General features: G+C 67.4%; 22 protein-coding genes. 9 read left to right on the forward strand and 13 right to left on the reverse strand.

From position 1 onward, the window contains the following. Nucleotides 1-3: 3 nt before the first annotated feature. The 7 genes from VB739_RS09110 to VB739_RS09140 form a co-directional block, all read right to left on the reverse strand. Nucleotides 4-321, reverse strand: coding sequence for an urease subunit beta (locus tag VB739_RS09110; RefSeq protein ID WP_323356763.1), 318 nt, complete (start codon nt 319-321; stop codon nt 4-6). Between the two features lie 14 nt (nt 322-335). After that, nucleotides 336-638 (reverse strand): urease subunit gamma, encoded by a 303-nt coding sequence (locus VB739_RS09115; protein ID WP_323356764.1) that lies wholly within the window; start codon nt 636-638, stop codon nt 336-338. 78 nt (nt 639-716) lie between these two features. Next, nucleotides 717-2297 carry a serine hydrolase gene (locus VB739_RS09120; protein WP_323356765.1) on the reverse strand — a complete coding sequence of 527 codons (1581 nt, stop codon included), beginning with the start codon at nt 2295-2297 and terminating at the stop codon, nt 717-719. A gap of 55 nt (nt 2298-2352) precedes the next feature. Then, nucleotides 2353-4155, reverse strand: a complete 1803-nt coding sequence (locus tag VB739_RS09125) for a DUF2207 domain-containing protein (protein ID WP_323356766.1) — start codon at nt 4153-4155, stop codon at nt 2353-2355. Then, nucleotides 4148-4699, reverse strand: coding sequence for a LemA family protein (locus VB739_RS09130; protein WP_323356767.1), 552 nt, complete (start codon nt 4697-4699; stop codon nt 4148-4150). Before VB739_RS09130 ends, VB739_RS09125 begins: the two co-directional genes overlap by 8 nt. A 27-nt stretch (nt 4700-4726) precedes the next feature. Continuing rightward, nucleotides 4727-5428: a Coq4 family protein gene (locus VB739_RS09135; RefSeq protein WP_323356768.1), complete on the reverse strand. Its 702-nt coding sequence runs from the start codon at nt 5426-5428 to the stop codon at nt 4727-4729. Between the two features lie 24 nt (nt 5429-5452). Next, the gene (locus tag VB739_RS09140) at nt 5453-6337 is read right to left on the reverse strand and encodes an urease accessory protein UreD (RefSeq protein ID WP_323356769.1); all 885 of its coding nucleotides are present in this window, start codon (nt 6335-6337) and stop codon (nt 5453-5455) included. A gap of 137 nt (nt 6338-6474) precedes the next feature. Between VB739_RS09140 and ureE the strand changes: the two genes are divergently transcribed. Genes ureE through VB739_RS09155 form a run of 3 tightly spaced genes read left to right on the forward strand, consistent with a single transcriptional unit; the run spans nt 6475 to nt 8674 of the window. Beyond that, nucleotides 6475-6981, forward strand: a complete 507-nt coding sequence (gene ureE, locus VB739_RS09145; RefSeq protein WP_323356770.1) for an urease accessory protein UreE — start codon at nt 6475-6477, stop codon at nt 6979-6981. Further along, a complete protein-coding gene (locus VB739_RS09150) occupies nt 6978-7661 on the forward strand; it encodes an urease accessory protein UreF (RefSeq protein ID WP_323356771.1) in 684 nt (227 codons plus the stop codon). Before ureE ends, VB739_RS09150 begins: the two co-directional genes overlap by 4 nt. Then, nucleotides 7661-8674 carry an ABC transporter substrate-binding protein gene (locus VB739_RS09155; RefSeq protein WP_323356772.1) on the forward strand — a complete coding sequence of 338 codons (1014 nt, stop codon included), beginning with the start codon at nt 7661-7663 and terminating at the stop codon, nt 8672-8674. The genes VB739_RS09150 and VB739_RS09155 overlap by 1 nt, the downstream gene beginning before the upstream one ends. A gap of 15 nt (nt 8675-8689) precedes the next feature. Here VB739_RS09155 and VB739_RS09160 read toward each other — a convergent pair whose 3' ends face one another. Together VB739_RS09160 and VB739_RS09165 are read right to left on the reverse strand one after the other, a co-directional pair. After that, nucleotides 8690-9568, reverse strand: a complete 879-nt coding sequence (locus VB739_RS09160) for an MlaD family protein (RefSeq protein WP_323356773.1) — start codon at nt 9566-9568, stop codon at nt 8690-8692. 2 nt (nt 9569-9570) lie between these two features. Then, complete coding sequence (locus VB739_RS09165; protein ID WP_323356774.1) at nt 9571-10227, reverse strand: hypothetical protein; 657 nt, start codon at nt 10225-10227, stop codon at nt 9571-9573. A 14-nt stretch (nt 10228-10241) separates the two neighbouring features. Between VB739_RS09165 and ureG the strand changes: the two genes are divergently transcribed. The 6 genes from ureG to urtE all read left to right on the forward strand — a co-directional run bounded on the left by ureG (nt 10242) and on the right by urtE (nt 16400). Continuing rightward, nucleotides 10242-10856 carry an urease accessory protein UreG gene (ureG, locus tag VB739_RS09170; protein ID WP_323356775.1) on the forward strand — a complete coding sequence of 205 codons (615 nt, stop codon included), beginning with the start codon at nt 10242-10244 and terminating at the stop codon, nt 10854-10856. A gap of 213 nt (nt 10857-11069) precedes the next feature. Next, nucleotides 11070-12365, forward strand: a complete 1296-nt coding sequence (urtA, locus tag VB739_RS09175) for an urea ABC transporter substrate-binding protein (protein ID WP_323356776.1) — start codon at nt 11070-11072, stop codon at nt 12363-12365. Between the two features lie 139 nt (nt 12366-12504). After that, nucleotides 12505-13662, forward strand: a complete 1158-nt coding sequence (locus VB739_RS09180) for an urea ABC transporter permease subunit UrtB (protein ID WP_323356777.1) — start codon at nt 12505-12507, stop codon at nt 13660-13662. Between the two features lie 60 nt (nt 13663-13722). Continuing rightward, a complete protein-coding gene (urtC, locus tag VB739_RS09185) occupies nt 13723-14829 on the forward strand; it encodes an urea ABC transporter permease subunit UrtC (RefSeq protein WP_323356778.1) in 1107 nt (368 codons plus the stop codon). A gap of 69 nt (nt 14830-14898) precedes the next feature. After that, complete coding sequence (gene urtD, locus VB739_RS09190; RefSeq protein ID WP_323356779.1) at nt 14899-15645, forward strand: urea ABC transporter ATP-binding protein UrtD; 747 nt, start codon at nt 14899-14901, stop codon at nt 15643-15645. A gap of 29 nt (nt 15646-15674) precedes the next feature. Beyond that, nucleotides 15675-16400, forward strand: coding sequence for an urea ABC transporter ATP-binding subunit UrtE (gene urtE / locus VB739_RS09195; RefSeq protein WP_323356780.1), 726 nt, complete (start codon nt 15675-15677; stop codon nt 16398-16400). A 96-nt stretch (nt 16401-16496) separates the two neighbouring features. Here the strand turns inward: urtE and VB739_RS09200 are convergent, their stop codons facing one another. From VB739_RS09200 to VB739_RS09215, 4 genes are all read right to left on the reverse strand, one after another. Then, nucleotides 16497-16769, reverse strand: coding sequence for an FmdB family zinc ribbon protein (locus VB739_RS09200; RefSeq protein ID WP_323356781.1), 273 nt, complete (start codon nt 16767-16769; stop codon nt 16497-16499). Nucleotides 16770-16855: 86 nt separating this feature from the next. Next, the gene (fmdA, locus tag VB739_RS09205; RefSeq protein WP_323356782.1) at nt 16856-18061 is read right to left on the reverse strand and encodes a formamidase; all 1206 of its coding nucleotides are present in this window, start codon (nt 18059-18061) and stop codon (nt 16856-16858) included. 166 nt (nt 18062-18227) lie between these two features. After that, nucleotides 18228-18677, reverse strand: a complete 450-nt coding sequence (locus tag VB739_RS09210; RefSeq protein WP_323356783.1) for a hypothetical protein — start codon at nt 18675-18677, stop codon at nt 18228-18230. A gap of 74 nt (nt 18678-18751) precedes the next feature. Then, nucleotides 18752-19302: aminotransferase class IV (locus VB739_RS09215; protein ID WP_323356784.1), on the reverse strand; the 551-nt coding region annotated here is incomplete at its 5' end.

A 19302-nucleotide genomic window follows, 5' to 3' on the forward strand; every position in this document is an offset into this window, starting at 1 on the left:
AGTTCAGTCGAGGGGGCCGTTGACCAGACCGTTGAAGCCGAACACGCGGCGGTCGCCGACGTAGGGCACCAGATGCACATCCCGTTGGTCGCCGGGCTCGAAGCGGATGGCCGTGCCGGCGGGGATGTCGAGCCGCAGGCCGCGGGCCGCCTCACGGTCGAATTCGAGGGCGCCGTTGGCCTCGTGGAAGTGGAAGTGGGAGCCCACCTGCACGGGCCGGTCGCCCCGGTTGGCCACCGACAGGGTGGTGACCGGACGACCGGCGTTGAGATCGATCGTGCCGGGCTCGGGGATCAGTTCGCCGGGGATCAGGGGGGCCATGGCGGGAAGGGGAGTCAGCGGATCGGTTCGTGGAGGGTGACGAGCTTGGTGCCATCGGGGAACATCGCCTCGATCTGCACCTCGGGGATCAGCTCGGGCACCCCCTCCATCACCTGATCCCGGCCCAGCCAGGTGGTGCCCTCCCGCATCAGCTCCGCCACGCTGCGGCCGTCGCGGGCCCCTTCGATCACCTGGAAGCTGAGCCAGGCCACCGCCTCGGGATGGTTGAGCTTCAGGCCCCGGCCAAGTCGCCGTTCCGCCAGCAGGGCGGCGGTGACGAGCAACAGCTTGTCTTTCTCCTGGGGGGTGAGGTTCATGCAGGCTGCGCTGGCCGGCCCCACTCTCGCAGCGCTCCGGCACCGGATCAGGTTCAGAAGGAACGTTCGGTGCCCGGATCAGCGCCGCTGAAGCACCCCCTGACCGTTGAGGTTGAGGTTGTCGATCCGCACCGCCGTGGCCCGGCCGTCGGGGCCGACCGTGAAGCTGACGGCGCTGGGGCCGTAGGCGTTCTCGCCGGCGGGCTGGTAGCGGAAGGTGTCGCCGCTCACCGGGGTGAGGGGGAAGGAGGTGAGGCGGGGCCCCAGCTGCAGCTCCAGGCCATCGCCGCGGCGCACCACGGCGATCGGGCCCAGGTAGGCATTGGCGTAGGTGCCGGTGTAGGTGTCGGCGGGGCGGGCCGGCAGGGGCCGGGCCGGGGTGACCACGGTGGGGTAGTCCTGCTGCTCCATGCCCCGGAACAGGGGGCGCAGGGCGGCAAGGTAGTCGCGCTTCACCGCTCCGGTGGTGGCCAGGTCGAGGAAGCTGAGGCTGAGGGCCTCCGGCACCCCCAGCGGCTGGCTGTTGGAGAGCACGATGATCCCCAGGGATTCCGCCGGCAGCAGGTAGACGGCCGTGGCGGCGCCGAGGTCGAAGGCGCCGGAATGGCCCAGCTGCACCGTGCCCCGGTCGGTGTAGCTCACGTTCCAGCCCAGCCCGTAGAAACCGGCCCGATCCGTGGCTGGATCGCGGGGCTGCTGGCTGACGATCTGGGGCCGGTGGGTCTCGGCCAGGGCGGCGGCGTCCACCACCGCACGGCCATCGAGGCGGCCTCCCGCCAGCTGCAGCCGCAGCCACTGGCCCAGATCCCGCACGCTGGAGCTCACCCCGCCGGCGGGGGCCTGGGCATCGGCATCCCGCTGGTAGCGGGCCACCCAGCGACCCCCCTCCGGCACGTGCAGGGAGGCACGGTTGGCGGCGGCCACGAAGTCGGCGTGGCGGGAGCTGGTGCGGGCCATGCCCAGGGGCCGGTAGAGCCGTTCGCTGGAGAGCATCTCCCAGGGGCGCCCGACGGCATTGGCCGCGGCCACGGCGCCGGCCGTGAAGCCGAAGTTGGTGTAGGCGTAGTCGGCGCGGAAGCGGTTGCCGGTGGGCAGCAGCCGCAGGCGCGCCAGGATCGTGGCCCGATCGAAGCCCAGGTCCTCGAGGTGATCGCCGGCGTGGTCGGGCAGGCCGCTGCGGTGGGCCAGCAGGTCGCGGATGGTCACGTCGGCGGCGATGGCCGGCGGACCGATGCGGGCCTCCGGCAGGGTGCGCAGCACCGGGTCGTCCCAGCCCAGGCGCCCGTCGCCCACCAGGCCGGCCACCAGCGTGGAGGCGATCGGCTTCGAGAGCGACGCCAGCTGGAAGATCGTGTCGGCATCCACCGCGCCGGGCTCGCCCACCCGCCGCACGCCGTAGCCCTTGAGGAACACCACCCGGTCGGCATGCACCACCACGATGGCCAGGCCCGGAACACCGGTGCGGTTCAGCATCCCGGTCGCCAGGGCATCGAGCCGGGGCAGGGCGGCCGCCAGGCTGGCCGCCGTCACCTGGCGCGGTGGGGGCGGCGGCCCGGAGGCAGCTTCGGCACTGCGGGCGGCACCCGGGGGCTGGAGCGCCAGGGCCAGGCCCAGAACCAGAGAGGCCGCTCTGGGACGGCGCAGGACGCTTGGGGTCACGGCAACGCCGGCGACTCCGGGAAAGCTAGGCGTGGCCGTGGTGCCCGCCCTGGTGTCAGAAGCCACCGCCGCCGCCACCGCCATCGCCGCCGCCGGAGCTGCCCCCGCCGGAGCTGCCGCTGGTGCTGCTGGAGCTGCTCGGCGACGACTGCATGGCGCCGCTGGTGGTGCTGAAGCAGTCCTCGAGGCTGGTGCCGAAATCGTTGGCATCGAAGTCGATGCCGTCGCCGACGTACCAGCTGGGGGGCACGGCGAGGATCCCCTGGAAGGCCGCCGTCCACTGGCGCGTCAGGCCCGCCACCATCGCGTAGGGCAGGTAGCGCTCGAACAGCTCCGGCGTCAGCACCACCCGCTCCAGCCGCGGCGCCTCCACCCGGCGCAGGAACTCCTGGAACCCGAGGGTCTGGCGCAGGACCGCCGTGCCCCGGGTGGTGCGGCTGGGCATGATCCAGGCGAACACGGCCACCAGCACCACCGTCAGCGCCAGGGAGGCGAAGGTCAGCCACGGGTGCGCCTCCCACTGCAGCCGCACGATGTCGTGGGGCAGCAGCACCAGGGCCAGCGCCAGCGCCGCGCCGGCCAGCCCCAGGCCCCCCAACAGGGTGAGGGCCCGCACGGTGCCGGGCCAGCGCTGGAAGAACCTCTCCGCCAGCACCGCCTGCATCACCAGCCGCTCGAAGCCGGGCACATGCACGTAGTAGTGGTCGCGGAGCTGATCGGTACTCACCGTCGCCCCCGGCTCCGCCGAGGGGAACAGCGTCTCGACCAGGTAGGCCTCATGGGGCAGCAGCGCCGACCGCTGGTCCGGCTCGCCCAGCAGGGTGAACACGTAGCGCTTGCCCAGGTTCAGGAACAGCAGCTTCCGCTGGTCCTGCTCGATGCGCAGCTGGCCCTTCACCGCCAGCGCCACCAGGGTGGCCGAAAGGGCGGTTCCGCTCACCTGTTCCGCCACCAGGCTGCCCAGCACCGCCGGTGGCAGCCCCTCGGGAGGTTCGTAGGCCACCGGCACCGCACCGACGGCCGGATCCCGCCCGATGCGCCACCAGAGCGGGCCCAGCACGCCGGCGCTCAGCAGGGGCAGCAGCAGGGCCAGACGCCCCTGCCACCAGCCGATCCATTGGGCCAGGGCCGAGGGCGGCGGCACCAGCCCCTTGGCGAAGCCCACCGCCAGGGTGAAGCCCTCACTGGGCTCCAGCCGCCGGGTGGTGCTGCTGGTCACCATGTCGGCACCGATCGTCAGGGTGGCGTCGTTCTCCCGGGCTCCGCGGGGCCCGGTGTACACCGCGGCATGCAGTCCGGACACGGCTGGCGGCAGCCGCACCTGGGCCGAGGCCCGCTCGATCGGCACCTCCCAGGCGTTGCCGGTGACGTTCCAGTTGAACTCGTCGTGGTCCGGATAGAAGCGCAGGCCCCGCTTCAGCCGGTAGGTGATCACGGCCGTGCGGCTGGCGTTCTCGGCGCCAGGGATCCAGATCTTCAGTTTCAGGTCGGAGCCGGGGTGGCTGCTCTCGTAGCGGTAGGGCCGGCCCTCGGGGTCGGTGACCGCGAGCAGCCGCAGCCCAAGGGGTTCCAGCCCGCCGGGCCGCCGGGCCAGCAGGGGGATCTGGCGCACCAGGCCGTTCCAGGAGCCGTCGAAGCGGGCGGTGAGGGTTTCGCTCACCTGCACGGCGCCGTTGGGTTCCACCACCGCCTGCATCTGGAAATCCGTGAGCGTCAGCTGGCGCTCGGCGGCACTGAGGGCGGCGCCCGCCCCCCAGGGAGCCAGGAGCAGCAGCGACAGGGCCAGGCCGAGCAGCCCCCCCAGCCCCCAGCGCCAGCGGCGCCGCAACCGCCGGGCGACCGGAGGGCCCTCAGCCATCGAAGCGGACGGCGGGAACGGCCGCTTCGGCCCGGTTCTCCAGCTCGAAATAGGTGCGCGGGCGGATCGCGAAGCCGCCGGCCACCAGGTTGGAGGGGAACTGCACGATCGCCGTGTTGAGGTCCCGCACCACGGCGTTGTAGTAGCGACGGGCGCTCTGGAGCGACTCCTCGATCTGGCTGAGGTTGGTCTGCAGGGTCTGGAAGCTCTCCACCGCCCGCAGGGCCGGGTAGGCCTCCGCCAGGGCGAACAGCTGGCCGAGGGAGGCCCCCAGGGCCTGCTCCGCCTGCTGCTGCTCCCGGGGCCCCTGGGCCGCGACGGCGGCGTTGCGGGCTTCGATCACGGTCCGGAAGCTCTCCTTTTCGTGGCTGGCGTAGCCCCGCACCGTCTCCACCAGGTTGGGGATCAGGTCGTGGCGCCGCTTGAGCTGCACGTCGATGTCGGCCCAGGCGTTGTCCGCCAGCACCTGCAGCTGGGCCAGGCGGTTGTAGATCAGGATCAACCCGACGGCCGCGGCGGCCACCAGGATCAGCAGCAGCGGCATCGGCCCAGGGGTGGGTGGTTTCCGAGCCTAGGGGGACCCCATGTTTCCGCAGGCGTTCGCCCCGTAGGGGGCGTCGTCGGCCGGCAGGGTCACCCCCAGCCGCTGCCGCCACGCCGCCACCGGCAGCTCCCAGCCCTCCTCCCAGCGGACCGTGGCGAAGGGGCGGGCGGTGAAACCGATCGTGGTGCCATGGCTGATGGAACGGCTGAGGCTTTCGTAGCCGTCGAGCTTGAACCGGAACCCGGCGATCTGGGCCGCGTGGGTGAGGCTCACGTAGGCGGGGAAGCCGATCTGGGTGGCGGTGATGGCCAGCACGCCGTTCTCCCCCACCGGCGTCGTGCCGAAGCCGCTGACCACATGGTGGATGTCGTGGGTGGTGGCGATCCGCTGGGTGAGCCAGCGGCCCTCCGTGTCGATGGGGCGGGGGCGGAAGAATTCGGGGTCGTAGTTGAAGCGGCGGATCAGGGCCGCGTAGCTGAGGCCGAGGCTCCCCTCCGGCAGCGCCTCGAGCCGCTCCAGATCCGGTTGCAGCGGCGGATAGCGCTCGTCCATCATCGCCGCCCCGCCCGGGAGGGCCCGGAAGCGGGCGATGCAGGCATCCATCTGGGGCGTGTCCAGGAAGCTGTCGACCAGATCGGCGATCCGCGCGAGATCCCCCTGGCTGCGGCCCACGGCGATCAGCTGGCGCGCCTGGCCAAGGGCCTGCAGGGAGAATTGGAAGCGATGCATCGATTGGCTGCGCCTGGGGCGAACCTAGGCCCGCTGCAGGGGCTGCTCCTGGAACGGCCAGACCCGCGGCAGCACCGGAGCCGCCAGCCCCCGCTCGGCGCGGATCCGGGCCCAGATCCGCGTGAACCAGAAGCGGGCCGCCTGGGTGGAGCGGCCCCGGTAGCGGGCCACCAGCCCCCGCTCCAGCCGGCCGCAGGCCATCGTCCCCTCCAGCCCGTGCCGCTCGGCGCGGCAGGCCTCCAGCAGGGGCTCGCCCACCGGCCCGGGGGCGGCCCACACCAGGCTGGCGAACACCGGCTGTCCCCCCAGGCCGTGGGGACTCTCCAGGCTGGCGCCGCCCAGCTCGAGCCGGTCCACCAGCTCCCAGCGCCCCTCCCGCCGGATCTCCAGCAACGAGCGCCAGCGGCCGGATCCGAGCGTCTCGCCATCGGCGCTGCGCCCCAGCCGCACCACCTCCGCCCCCAGCCAGCTGGCCCCATGGGCCAGCTCCACCCGGCAGGTCTGCTGGAACAGGCCGTCCCGGAAGACCACCAGCTCCTGGGGCAGCCACTCCAGATCAGCCCCCGCGGCGAGCCGGAAGTCGAGCGTCTGATGGGTCCAGCTGCCGTCGGGGACCCGCCGGGAGCGGCCCACGGTCCCGTAGACCTTCTGGGCCGCCACGCTGGTGATCAGGGCCCGGCTGCCGGCGCCGAGCTCGGCGTCGATGGCCAGCTCATCCCCCCCCACCAGGCCGCCGCCGGTGTGCAGCAGGGGCAGTTCGCAGCGGCCATCGGCAGCGGCGAAGGCCCGTTGGATCTTCAGCGGCGCCGTTGCTCCCCCCTGGTGCCGGGTGGCACCGTCCCCGCCGCCGGTGGTCTCGAAACGAAGCCGTGCCTGGGCTCTCCAGGGGGCGGGAGCGGTGAGCTGCATGGCGGTGATGGTGGGACCCCGGGGGCCTGGATTCGGTAGCGCCCGACACAGGGCCGCCGGCCAACGGCTGGCGAGGGTGGAAGACCCACCACCGCCCACAGGCCTGCGCGATGCCCGGCCCGCCCGTTTCCGATGCCATGGTTTCCGATGCCATCGCCCCCTTGGTGCTGGTGCGGCACCTGCCCCCGGGGGAGGGACCCGGGCCCGATCCGCAAACCCTGGCGGATCCGCCGCTGCGGTTACTGCTGCGGGCCGACGAACGCACGAGCCTGCGGGGCCATCGCCGCAGCGCCTGTGGACGGGATCTCCTGTTGCAGCTGCCCCGCGGCGCGGCCCTGGAGCCCGGCGACCGGCTGGCACCGGAGGCCGGTGGGCCCGTGGTGGTGGTGGCGGCCGCCGGTGAACCACTGATGGTGGTGCGGGCCGGCGACCCCCTGGCCCTGCTGCAGGCGGCCTATCACCTGGGCAACCGCCACGTGGCCATGGAACTGCACCGCGACGAACTGCGCCTAGGCGTCGACAACGTGCTTGAGGATCTACTGCGGCATCGGGGGCTGACCGTGGAGCGGACGGTGGGGCCGTTTCTGCCCGAACCCGGGGCCTACGAACCAGCCGGCCACGCCCACTCCCATCGCCACCCATGAGCCTCGCCCGGTTGCGGCTGTTCCAACTCGTCAGCCCCGCCCTGCCGGTGGGAGCCTTCAGCTACTCCGAGGGGCTGGAGGTGCTGATGCAGGCGGGTGATCTGCCGGACGCCGCCAGTGTGCGCCACTGGCTGGAGGCGGAGCTGGCCCGGGGAGCCCTGGCGATCGAGGCGGCCAGCCTGGGCCAGCTGATGGACGCCCTGGCCCGCTGGCGTGAGACACCGGACGGGCCAGCCTGTCAGGAGGCGCTGGAACGGGACGGCTGGCTGCTGGCCCAGCGGGAGGCGGCGGAGGTGCGGGCCCAACAACGCCAGATGGGCCGCTCCCTGCTGCAGTTACTGGCCGACCTGGGTTTGCCGCTCCCCGGGGATGGGTCCCAGCGTCTGGCCTGGCCTGGGGCCTGGGCCTGGGCGGGTCTGGCCCTCGAAGTCCCCCCCCAGGAGGTGGTGGAGGCCTACCTCTTCGGCTGGGTCGCCACCCAGCTCAGTGCCGCCGTGCGGCTCGTGCCCCTGGGCCCCACCGAAGCCCAGCGGCTGCAACTGGCCCTGGCACCCACCATCGCCGCCCGGGCGGCGGAGCTGGTGGTGGCCGATCCCGAGGCCCTCTGGAACGGGGGGGTGGGGGCGGGCCTGGCCCAGCTGGGCCACGCGGAGCTGTATTCCCGGCTGTTCCGCAGCTGATGGCCATCGCGGGCCAGACCAGCCGGCGGCGGGCCCTGCGGCTGCTCGGCGGCGGCGCGACCGGAGGGGTCCTGCTGGCCGTTGGATGCACGCCCCGCTCCCGCCCTCCCGATCCGCCCCGCCTCGGGCTGCTGCAGTACGTCCGGGGTGCGGCCCCCGATGCCGCCCGCCGTGGTTTCGTGCGGGCCCTGGCCAGGGGCGGCTTCCGTCCGCCGGCCGGCCTGACCCTGCTGGAGCGGTTCGCCGGGGGCAGCATGGCCACCTGCCGCGCCCAGGTGATCGAGCTGCTGGAGGGCGGGGTGGACATGCTGGTGGCTATCGGCACCCCACCTTTGGCGGCGATCCTGGCCGTCGCCCCCGCCCGGGTGCCGGTGGTGTTCGCCTACTGCTCCAACCCCTGGGGGGCGGGGGCTGGCACCAGCTACACCCGCCACCGGCCCAACGTGGTGGGCACGGTCAGCACCAGTCCGCTGGCCGAGCAGCTCGACCTGGCACGCCGGATCAGCCCCGGCCTGTCCAGCGTGGGGCTCGTCTTCAACCCCTCCGAGGCCAATGCCAGCTTCGAAGCGGAGCTGCTGCGCCGCGACGCCACCCAGCGGTCGATCGAGGTCGTGATCGAGCCGGTGGCAGGACCGGGGGAGGTGACCCGTGCCGCCGACGCGCTGGCCTCCCACCGGGTGGGGGCCCTGGTGCGGGTGGGCGACTACGCCACCAGCGTGGGCTTCCCCGCCCTGGCGGCGGCGGGCCTGCGCCATCGCCTGCCGGTCTATTCCGTCGACCCCTCCGACATCTCCACGCCGGGTTGCCTGGCGGTGGTGGGCTGGGATCCAGAGGCCGATGGGGCCCTGGCAGGCGATCTGGCGGTCAAGGTGCTGCGGGGCCGCTCCCCCGCCGACCTCCCTTTTGAACCGGTGACCCGGAAACTCCTGCTGCTGAACCAACGCACGGCCCGGGCGATCGGGGTGACGTTCCCGCCCGAGCTGCTGCGCCAGGCCGACCGACTGGAGGGCTGAGCCACCCCACGGCCATCAGGGCGATCGGGGCCTGCGGTCCTTGAGGTGATCGCCGGGCCGGTCGATCAGCTCGAACAGCCAACTCTCGTTGAGGGTCTTGACCAGGCGGTTGGTGGTGGAGGCCATGGTGGTCAGCTCGCGCAGGGTCTGGAGCAACAGCGGCCGCGTCTGGGATTCGGTGCTCTCGAGGCGCCGGATCAGGGCCGACAGGTCGGCGGCGGTGCCGTCGGCACGGCCCTCGAGGCGCTCCGCCAGTTGGCGGGTGGCCGCCAGGGTGCGGTTCAACTCGCTGCTGCTGCGCTGGGCGTCGGCCTCCAGACGTGTCGCCAGCCGGCGGCTGGCGACCAGGGTCCGGTCCAGCTCGTCGAGGCTGCGGGGCAGGCGGGTTTCCGCCAGGCTCAGGCCGCTGCTGACGGCCCGCTGCAGGGGGATGCGGCTGCTGGCCAGCTCGGCGAGCAGGTCATCGATGTCGGGGCGGCTGGCGAACACGAGCGTCTCGCCATCGCCGATCGGCGGCTGGCCCACCGCCGCCGGATCGGGGGTGATGGCGATGTAGCTGTCGCCCAGGAGCCCCACCTGAGCCAGTTCCGCCCGGCTGCGGCGGCCCACCATGGAGCGGTAGGGGTCCCGCAGCTCCAGTTCCACCAGCACCTGGGCATCAGGCTGCAGCACGATCCGGCGCACCTGGCCGACGGCGAACCCGGAGATCCGCACCGCCATGCCCGTCTGCAGGCCGGCGGCATCGAGGGTGCGGAACTGCAGGCGCACGCTGGGCGCCAGCCAGTTGCCGGCACGGGCGATCCCCACCACGAACAGCCCCAGGAGCCCCACGGCCCCCGCCAGGAAAACCAGGCTCTGGGGACCGGGGCGCCGCGGCGGAGCGGTGGGTGTCATGGTCAGCGGCCTCCCATCCGCAGGGGATCGACCGCGATCGTCCAGAGCAGGTCGAGAAAGACCAGCAACCCGAGGCCGAGCAGGAAGGATCGGGACATCCGGGAGGCCATCGCCATGGCACCGGAGGTGGCGCGCCGGGCCTGCTGCAGACAGATGGCGGCGGTGATCGCGCCGTAGAGACCAGCCCTGACCAGGGCGGCGGCGAAGCGGGCCGGCTCCAGCTGGCCGATCAGGAAGGCCACCTCCGCCACCACATCTCCCTGGTTGAGGGTGAGGCTGGCGGTGATGATCACCGCCGCCATGAAATAGAGCAGCAGCACGACGCTGAGCAGGCCACTGGCCACCAGCTCGGCCCCCCAGCCGCCGCGGGAACGACGTTCAGCGAGCAGGAGCGGTCCATCCCGCAGCAACAGCAGCAGGCTGACCAGCAGCGGCCCCAGAAACAGCAGGGCCCGTACCGCCAGCAGCTCGACCGTGACCCTGGAGAGCTGCTGCAGGGGACTGCGCAGCAGCTCGATGAAGCCGAGGCAAACCACCACCCCCGTGCCTGTCACGGAGGCGACGAGCCGCCCATCCAGACGCTCGAAGCGGCGGATCAACCTGGGGATCGGTTCATCACTCACCGCGGCCATCGGCGCTGGCGTCAGGATGGCACCCATCCTGGAATCGGGCGATGGGCAGCAAACTGCGGGTCGGTGTCGCGGGGCCGGTGGGCTCGGGCAAGACGGCCCTGGTGGATGCCCTTTGCCGCCGGCTGCGGGAGCGGCTTCAGCTCGCGGTCGTCACCAATGACATCTACACCCAGGAGGATGCCCAGTTCCTCACCAGAGCCGGCTCCCTGGCCCCCGAGCGCATCCGCGGAGTCGAGACCGGAGGCTGTCCCCACACCGCCATCCGTGAGGACTGCTCGATCAACAGGGCGGCCGTGCAGGAGCTGGAGGAGGCCTTCCCCGACCTCGACCTGGTTCTGGTGGAGAGCGGCGGCGACAACTTGGCGGCCAGCTTCAGTCCGGAACTGGTGGATCTCTGCATCTACGTGATCGACGTAGCCGCCGGCGACAAGATCCCCCGCAAGGGAGGGCCGGGCATCACCCGCTCCGATCTGCTGGTGATCAACAAGATCGACCTGGCGGCCATGGTGGGGGCCAGCCTGACGGTGATGGAAGAGGACACCGAACGCATGCGCTGTGGACGCCCCTGGTGCTTCACGAATCTGCGCAGCGGTGAAGGCCTGGACCGGGTTGAGAGTTTCCTGCTGCGGCAACTGCCTGAGCCCGCCACCGCCTGAGCCCTGGGGCTGCCTGGAATTCGCCTCTCACCCATTCATCACCAAAACCGTAGGTAATGCAACATATCGACAGGGACGGCACGTGCAAATCCTCACTCCAGCAAGCCCTGGGTCGCTTTCTGTCTCATTGGATACCGGGAGTAACCACGTCCTTCTTTACCTTTCCTTTTGCCGTCGGTTACGGCGACTACAATTCATCTTGAACAGGCTTCAATGTCTCTGCATCTTTCAAGGCGACTGGCAGCTGCAATCGCCGCATCTGCCGTGAGCGTAACCCTCGTCTCCTGCGGGGGCGAGTCCGGGTCCGGCGGCAATTTCGATGGTGAAGTGAAGGTTGGCATCCTTCATTCGCTCAGCGGCACCATGGCCATCTCCGAAACGACTTTGAAAGAAGTCGAGGAGATGGCGATCAAGGAAATCAATGACGCCGGCGGCGTCAAAGTTGGCGGCAAGTCGTACAAGATCGTCGCTGTTGCCGAAGATGGTGCCTCCGACTGGCCCACCTTCGCCGAGAAGGCCCAGAAGCTGATCGACTCCGACAAGGTGGCCGTGGTCTTCGGCGGCTGGACCTCCGCCAGCCGCAAGGCGATGCTGCCGGTCTTCGAGTCGAAGAACCACATGCTCTTCTACCCGATCCAGTACGAGGGTCAGGAGTGCTCCAGGAACATCTTCTACACCGGCGCCGTTCCGAACCAACAGGCCGAGCCAGCCGTTCAGTGGCTGATGGACAAGTTCTCCGACAAACTCGGCAAGAAGGTTTATCTGGTTGGCTCTGACTACGTGTACCCACGTACGGCCAACACGATCATCAAGGAGCAGATGAAGGCTCTGGGTGGTGAAACGGTCGGCGAAGACTACATCCCCCTCGGCAACACCGAGGTGGCCCCGATCATCGCCAAGATCAAGAAAGCCTTCCCGGATGGCGGGATCATCATCAACACCCTGAACGGTGACTCCAACGTCGCCCTGTTCAAGCAGTTCAAGGCTTCGGGCATCGACCCGGCCAAGTATCCGATCATGTCCTTCTCCATCGCGGAAGAAGAGATTCGCCAGATCGGTCCTGAGTACACCACCGGCACCTATGCCGCCTGGAACTTCTTCATGAGCCTGGACACCCCGGCCTCCAAGAAGTTCACCGCCGACTTCCAGGCCATGTATGGCGCCGATCGGGTCACGGGTGACCCGGCTGAATCCGCCTACAACATGGTCTACCTCTGGAAGAACGCCGTCGAGAAGGCTGGAACCTTCGAAGATCTCGACAAGGTCCGCACCGACATGATCGGGATCACCTTCGCCGCTCCCCAGGGCGAAATCAAGATGTTCCCCAACCACCACACCTCGGAGCGCGTGCTCATCGGCGAAGCGGAGCCCACCGGCCAGTTCAAGATCCTCTACGACAGCGTCAAGGCCATCCCCCCGCTGCCCTGGAACCAGTTCGTTCCTGAGACCAAGGGCTTCACCTGCGATTGGACCCAGGATCGTCCTGACGCTGGCAAGTTCAAGATGTGATCACGGCCCAGTCCGTAACTCCATGAAAGGCAGGTGGCTCCTGAAGGAGCCACCGCTTTCCGGCTCAGCACACCGCCACGTTCGACCCGACTGAGCGCCGCGAATGCGACGCTCGGTCTAACGTTCAACATTCATTCCGTTGGAACTTTTCTTTTCTCAGATACTCGATGGCCTCAGCATCGGGTCAGTCCTGCTGCTTGCAGCCACGGGTCTGGCGATCGTTTTTGGGTTGATGGGCGTCATCAATCTCGCCCACGGCGAATTCATGATGCTCGGGGCTTATGTCACCTACGTGGTGCAGTCTGCCTTCAAGCCCATGGGTGGTGTGATCTTCGAACTGTATTTTCCGATCTCACTGGTTCTCGCCTTTATCGTGACGGCCCTCGTCGGAGTGCTGCTGGAGAGAACGCTGATACGGCAGCTTTATGGCCGCCCGTTGGAAACCCTACTGGCCACGTGGGGCGTCAGCCTGATTCTCATCCAGCTGATTCGCAGTATTTCAACCGCCATGCTGCTGGGCATCCTTGTCGGCGTCGTGACTGGCTTCCTCCTGTCCAAGTTACTGGCCGCCAAGTTCTCCGAGAAACCCTTCTTCACCTATCTCAACGGACTCGGCTGGGCCGTCGCCATCGGCATTGGTCTGATCGCGGTCAACCTGTTCGATCAGATCCGTCCCCTGGCCAAGGCCTGGTTCGGCCCCCGCAACATTGACGTCACCGCACCCAAGTGGCTGCAGGGAAGCTGGGGAACGATTGGCACCATTGAGCTGCCGGGTCTGCGCATCTTCATCATCCTTTTGTCGGCCCTTTTGCTGCTGGCCACCTACTGGTTCCTCAACAAGAGCGTCTGGGGTCTGCGCATTCGGGCTGTCACCCAGAACCGCCAGATGAGCAATTGCCTGGGCATTCCCACCGATCGGGTGGACAGCATCACCTTCGGCATCGGCTCCGGTCTGGCCGGGGTTGCCGGCTGTGCGATCACGCTGCTGGGATCGGTGGGCCCCAACCTCGGCGCCGCTTACATCGTGTCCTGCTTCATGGTGATCGTCCTCGGAGGCGTGGGGAATCTGCTGGGCACCGTGCTGGCCTCCCTGCTGCTGGGCATCATCCAGTCGGTGATCGGCTCGGGCACCCTGCTGACGATCTTCCCCGACATGCCCCTGGCGGCGAAAGGGGTGATCGAGTTTTTCGCCACCACCAGCATGTCGCTGGTGCTGGTGTTCATCTTCATCATCGTCTTCCTCCAGTTCCGCCCCAACGGCATGTTCCCCCAGAAGGGTCGCTCGGTCGATGCCTGACCCCATCCTTCCAACCCTCCGCAGATCCCCGTTCCATCTCCCGACCAGGAGGCCCTACCTGTGAAAATTTTCCAACGACTCGTCCCCTGGATTCTCCTGGCGATCGCCCTGTTCATCCTTCCGGCAGCGCTCGACGATTTCCGCCTCAACCTCTTCGGCCGCTATTTCGCGTTGTCGATCACGGCTCTGGCGATCGACCTGATCTGGGGATACACCGGTCTGTTGAGCCTGGGGCAGGGCATCTTCTTTGCCCTGGGTGGATATGCGGTGGCCATGAACCTGATGCTCAACACCAAGAGCCTGGCGGGTGGCAATGGCATCCCCAAGTTCTTTGAGAACTACGGCGTCGACCAGCTGCCGTTCTTCTGGCAGCCCTTCTGGTCGCCGTTGTTCACCCTGATCGCCATGTGGGTGATTCCGGCGGCGGTGGCAGGTCTGGTGGGTTGGTTGATCTTCAGAAATCGCATCAAGGGGGTGTATTTCTCGATCATCACCCAGGCGGCGCTGATGGTCTTCTTCCACTTCTTCAACGGCCAGCAGAAACTGTTCGACGGCACCAACGGCCTCAAGACCAGCACCACCGAACTGTTTGGCCAGCTGGTGGGATCCCCGGACATGCAGACCTGGTTCTACCGACTCACGGTATTGCTGCTGCCCCTGGCGTTCCTCGTCTGTCGCTACTTCACCAGCGGCCGCTTCGGTGATGCGCTGATCGCCATCCGAGACGACGAAAGCCGGCTGCGCTTCGCCGGTTTCAATCCCGTGCCCTTCAAGACGATCGTCTTTCTGGTGGCTGGTGCCCTCTGTGGCATCTCCGGGGCCCTTTATACAGTCCAGTCCGGCATCGTGTCGCCCCAGTACATGTCGATCTCCTTCTCGATCGAGATGGTGATCTGGGTGGCCGTGGGTGGTCGGGGCACCCTGGTCGGCCCGATCATCGGGGCCACCGTGGTGAACTACCTGCGCAGCCTGGTGAGTGAAGCCCTGCCAGAAGCCTGGCTGTTCGTGCAGGGGGCCCTGTTCATCTTCGTGGTGGTTCTGATGCCGGATGGCATCTACGGGTGGATCACCAAAGGGGGCTTCCGCACCTTTCTGGCCGCCTTCGGCATTGCCAAGAAAGCCAAGACCTACCCCCAGCTGGACAAGGAGGCCGTCCCGGTCGATTAGTCCTCCAGGGGAACGGTCCTGGTTTGTCTGCTGTGACTGCATTTTCGATTTCGCACCCTTCCGATGTCCATGTCAGAACCTCTACTCGAGCTCAATGACGTCAGCGTGAGTTTCGACGGCTTCTATGCCCTCACCGACCTCAGCCTGAAGCTCTACAAGGGTGAGTTGAAGTCCATCATCGGCCCCAACGGTGCTGGCAAGACCACCTTTCTGGATGTGATCACAGGCAAGGTGCGGCCCACAAAGGGAACAGTGACCTTCAAAGGCAAGTCCCTTCTCGGTGTGTCCGAGCAGCAGATCTCCCGAAATGGCATCGGTCGAAAGTTTCAGACGCCTCGGGTGTTTGAGAACCTCACGGTGCTGCGCAACCTGGAGCTGTCCGCCTCACCCGAGAAAAACGCCTTCAGCCTGCTGGGCTCCAGCCTGCCCCAGGCCTCAAAGGATGAGGTGCATCGAATCATGAATTACGTGGGCTTGACGCCGTTTGCCACCGTCCAGGCCGGCTCCCTCTCCCACGGCCAGAAGCAGTGGCTGGCCATCGCCTCCCTCGTGGCCCAGGCCCCGGAAGTGCTGCTGCTCGATGAACCCGTCGCCGGCCTCACCGACGAGGAAACCCTGCGCACCGCCGAGCTGATCAAGTCCCTGGCCGGCGACCACACCGTGGTGGTGATTGAGCACGACATGGAGTTCATTCGCGACCTGGGTTTTGACGTCACCGTGCTGCACCAGGGACAGGTCCTCACGCAGGGTCCGCTGGAGACGGTCAAATCCGACCCGCGGGTGATCGAGGTCTACCTGGGGCCGCCCGAACAGTAATCGCTTCCCGACCATCACCCACCGAGCCCATGTCCACCACCAGCGCCCAACCCCTGCTCCAGGTCTCCGACCTGAATGTCTATTACGGAGAAAGCCACATTCTCCGCAATGTTGACCTGACCATCCACGAAGGCAAGATGGTCTGCCTGATCGGCCGTAACGGCGTCGGTAAGACCACCTTTCTCAAGACGGTCATCGGCCTGTTGCAGCAGCGATCGGGGACAATCCATTACCAGGATGGCCAGCTGGCCACCCAGCCGCCCTACAAGCGAGCCCGCGCCGGCATCGGCTATGTCTCCCAGGGCCGGGACATCATTCCCCAGGTGACGGTCAAGGAAAATCTTCTGCTCGGCATGGAAGCCCTGCCCGGGGGTCTTGAAAAGAACCGCCACATCGATCCGCTGATTTTCGATCTGTTCCCGATCCTTGAGAAGTTTCTCAAGCGCAAGGGAGGCGACCTCAGTGGCGGTCAGCAACAACAGCTGGCCATCGCCCGCGCCCTGCTGGGCAAGCCGAAGCTGCTGCTCCTGGATGAACCCACCGAAGGCATTCAGCCCTCGATCATCCTCGACATTGAGCACGCCGTGCAGCGCATCATGAAGGAAACAGGTATCAGCGTGTTGCTGGTCGAGCAACACCTCCACTTCGTGCGCCAGTCAGATTTCTACTACGCCATGCAGCGCGGCGGCATCGTCTCCAGTGGTCAGACCGACCAGCTGTCCGATGACGTGATCAAGGAATTCCTCACGGTCTGAGGCTGATTCGCTCTTTTCTCCCAGTCCGCGCCACCCGACGGTGATGCGGATTGGGATTTTTTGGATCTGCCGCCATCAGCTGCGGCCCGTTTGGCCTCAACAGCCGCGATTCAGCATCCAGGGACGGGTGCCACTCTCTTTGAGCCGCTGCTTACCGGCCGGCTCCTTGGTTTCCTTGCGCACCAGCCGCGGACCGGATTGTTCCTGCTTCAGCCTGAGCGGACCGCTGAGCGACATCACAGGGGTGAAGACGCGGACCCCTTCCGCCGTGCAGCTCGGGCAGTTGGTTTCCTTCTGGCGCTCATCGATGCTGCGCCAGACTTCATAGTTTTCGCAACCATTGCTGCAGCTGTATTCGTAGACAGGCATAGTGCCAACGGGGAGAGAAACGAAAGCGGAACGGTGTCAAAAAGAAAAGGGGCCTGATGCTCAGGCCCCTGCATTCCACTGGCTGATCAGCAGGGGAGAATGTCCTGATCGAAGATCGAGGTGGGGATCGCCAGGGTGCAGCAGGCGTTGGGGATGTCAACGATGCCGCTGATCCTGCCTTCCACCGGCGCACAGCTCAGCAGCAGGTAGGCCTGCTCGCCGGTGTAGCCGAACTTCTTGAGGTACTCGATGGCATTGAGACAGGCACGCCGGTAGGCAATGTGCACGTCCATGTAATGCTGCTTGCCTTCGAATTCATCGACGGAGATGCCTTCGAACACCAGATAGTCGGTGTAGTGAGGTTCCACCGGGCTGGTCTTGAACATGGGGTTGACCATCCCATACTTGGCCATGCCACCTTTGATGATCTCCACATGGAGATCGAGGTAACCGGACATCTCGATGGCGCCGCAGAAGGAGATCTCCCCATCCCCCTGGGAGAAGTGGATGTCACCCATCGAGAGCTTGGCGCCTTCGACATAGACGGGGAAGTAGATCCGCGTGCCCTTGGTGAGGTTCTTGATGTCGCAGTTGCCGCCGTGCTCCCGGGGCGGCACGGTGCGCGCGGCTTCATTGGCCACCCTCTCAAACTCGCTGGAGGGGAGGCTGCCGAGGATGGCGCTGTTGGGGTTGGGCAGGGCCGCCAGCACCGGCTCGCTGCCGGAGAGACCGGCGCCATAGGTGCGGCGGTCGGGGGCCGTCTTCACCAGTTCCGTCTCGCGACGGTTCCACTCATTCAGGAGTTCCTGGGAAGGGGCGCAGCCGATCAGGCCCGGGTGGGTGATGCCGGCGAAGCGCACACCGGGAATGTGGCGGGAGGAGGTGTAGATGCCTTCCAGATCCCAGATGGCCTTGGCGGCCTTGGGGTAGTGATCGGTGAGGAAGCCACCCCCATTCTCCTTGGCGAAGATGCCCGTGAATCCCCATTCATCGCCCTGCAGGGCGCCGACATCAAGAATGTCGACCACAAGGATGTCGCCGGGCTGGGCGCCATTGACCCAGATCGGCCCGCTCAGGACATGAACGACCTCAAGATTGACATCCTCAATGTCTTTGGGGTCGTCGTTGTTCTTGATCTGGCCATCGGTCCAATCCTTGCATTCGATCCGGAACACGTCACCAGGATTCACCGAGGCCACGGCCGGGATCTCGGGATGCCAGCGGTTGTGACCGGGCATGTCCTGCTGATCCATCGGCTTGGTGAGATCGACGGAGAAGAGTGTTTTTGGCATCGAGAAAGCGAGGCGCAATTTCCTTTCTATCCAAAAGGAAGGCCTGTGGCTCGAAGGTGTCTGTTGCTACCGGATACTGGCGGAATAACCCCAGCATCATGGAATCGCAGCGAGAATCATTATCAAGTCCAGAGCTACGCGATGGGGCCCCTGGTCGGCAGAGTGATCAGGTGTCGTCGAAATCGCCTTTCCGGCACAGATTGTCCTTCAGCCGTGACACCCAGCCGCTGGGTTCCAGCATTCCGTTCTTTTCCGTGCGGCCGTCAAAATGGAACAGGAATTGCCAGCGATCCTTGACTGGGAATGCTCTTTTGGCATTGAGATCAGCGATCGGATCTCCATAGATATTGTCATAGGCTTGCCAGCCTGGCTCTCCCTTGACGCTACAGATCGCCGTTGTTTCGTACATCTGTCCTTTGCCATCTCCGGCCTCTGAGGTGACCTTCACGACACCCTTGTGCAGCCCGTTGGCAATGCCAGGCGCGAAGGCTCTGACGAGCTCCACCCGGCTGCCGTCAACCTCCACCAGCAGGTCGCCCGGCTTGGCGTTCTGAATGGCCACCTCCTTGGACGTGGCGCCGCAGCCGGCCAAGGCGACACCCAGACAGGCCAGCAATCCAGCCAGGTGCTTCCGGGACCCCAGGCCCCCCACAGCGTCGGACAAGGTGTTCGATCGACTCTGGGGCCAACCTAAGCCGACGCCAGCAGCCGCTCCCAGAGGCTCTCAGCCCCGCTCGGCAGGGGCAGCTCACGGCCCTCGCAGCGACGGATCGGCCGGAGGCCGAGGCTGTTGATCAGCAGGGCCCCCTCGCTGGCAAGCAGGTCGGCGACGCCGAAGCCGCCCTCCCGCACCAGCCCCAGGGCCAGCCCACGGCCCCGCATCACCCCCGGCAGGCAGCCGCTGGCCAGGGGGGGTGTGAGCCACTCGCCGTTGAGCCGCACGATCAGGTTGGCGCTGGTGCCGCAGCAGAGGTCGCTGCCACCTCCCAGAAGCAGGGCGTCATCGGCGCCGGCGGCCCGGGCCTCCCGCAGGGCCTGGATGGCGCCGCCGTAGGCAAAGGTCTTGCAGCGACTGACCAGGCTGTCGGGGTTGCGCCGCTCCAGGCGGCTGACGATCACCGCCACCGGCGTGCTGGGGCGCCTCCAGGGGCTCAGCTGCAACCAGAAGCGCGGCCGCCCCTGGGGTTCGCCCGGCCCCGGCAGGCCAAGGCCCCGCCCGCTGCCACGGCCCCGGCTCCAGT

The sequence above is a fragment of the Cyanobium gracile UHCC 0281 genome, assembly GCF_034931305.1.
GTDB classification, from domain to species: domain Bacteria; phylum Cyanobacteriota; class Cyanobacteriia; order PCC-6307; family Cyanobiaceae; genus Cyanobium; species Cyanobium gracile_A.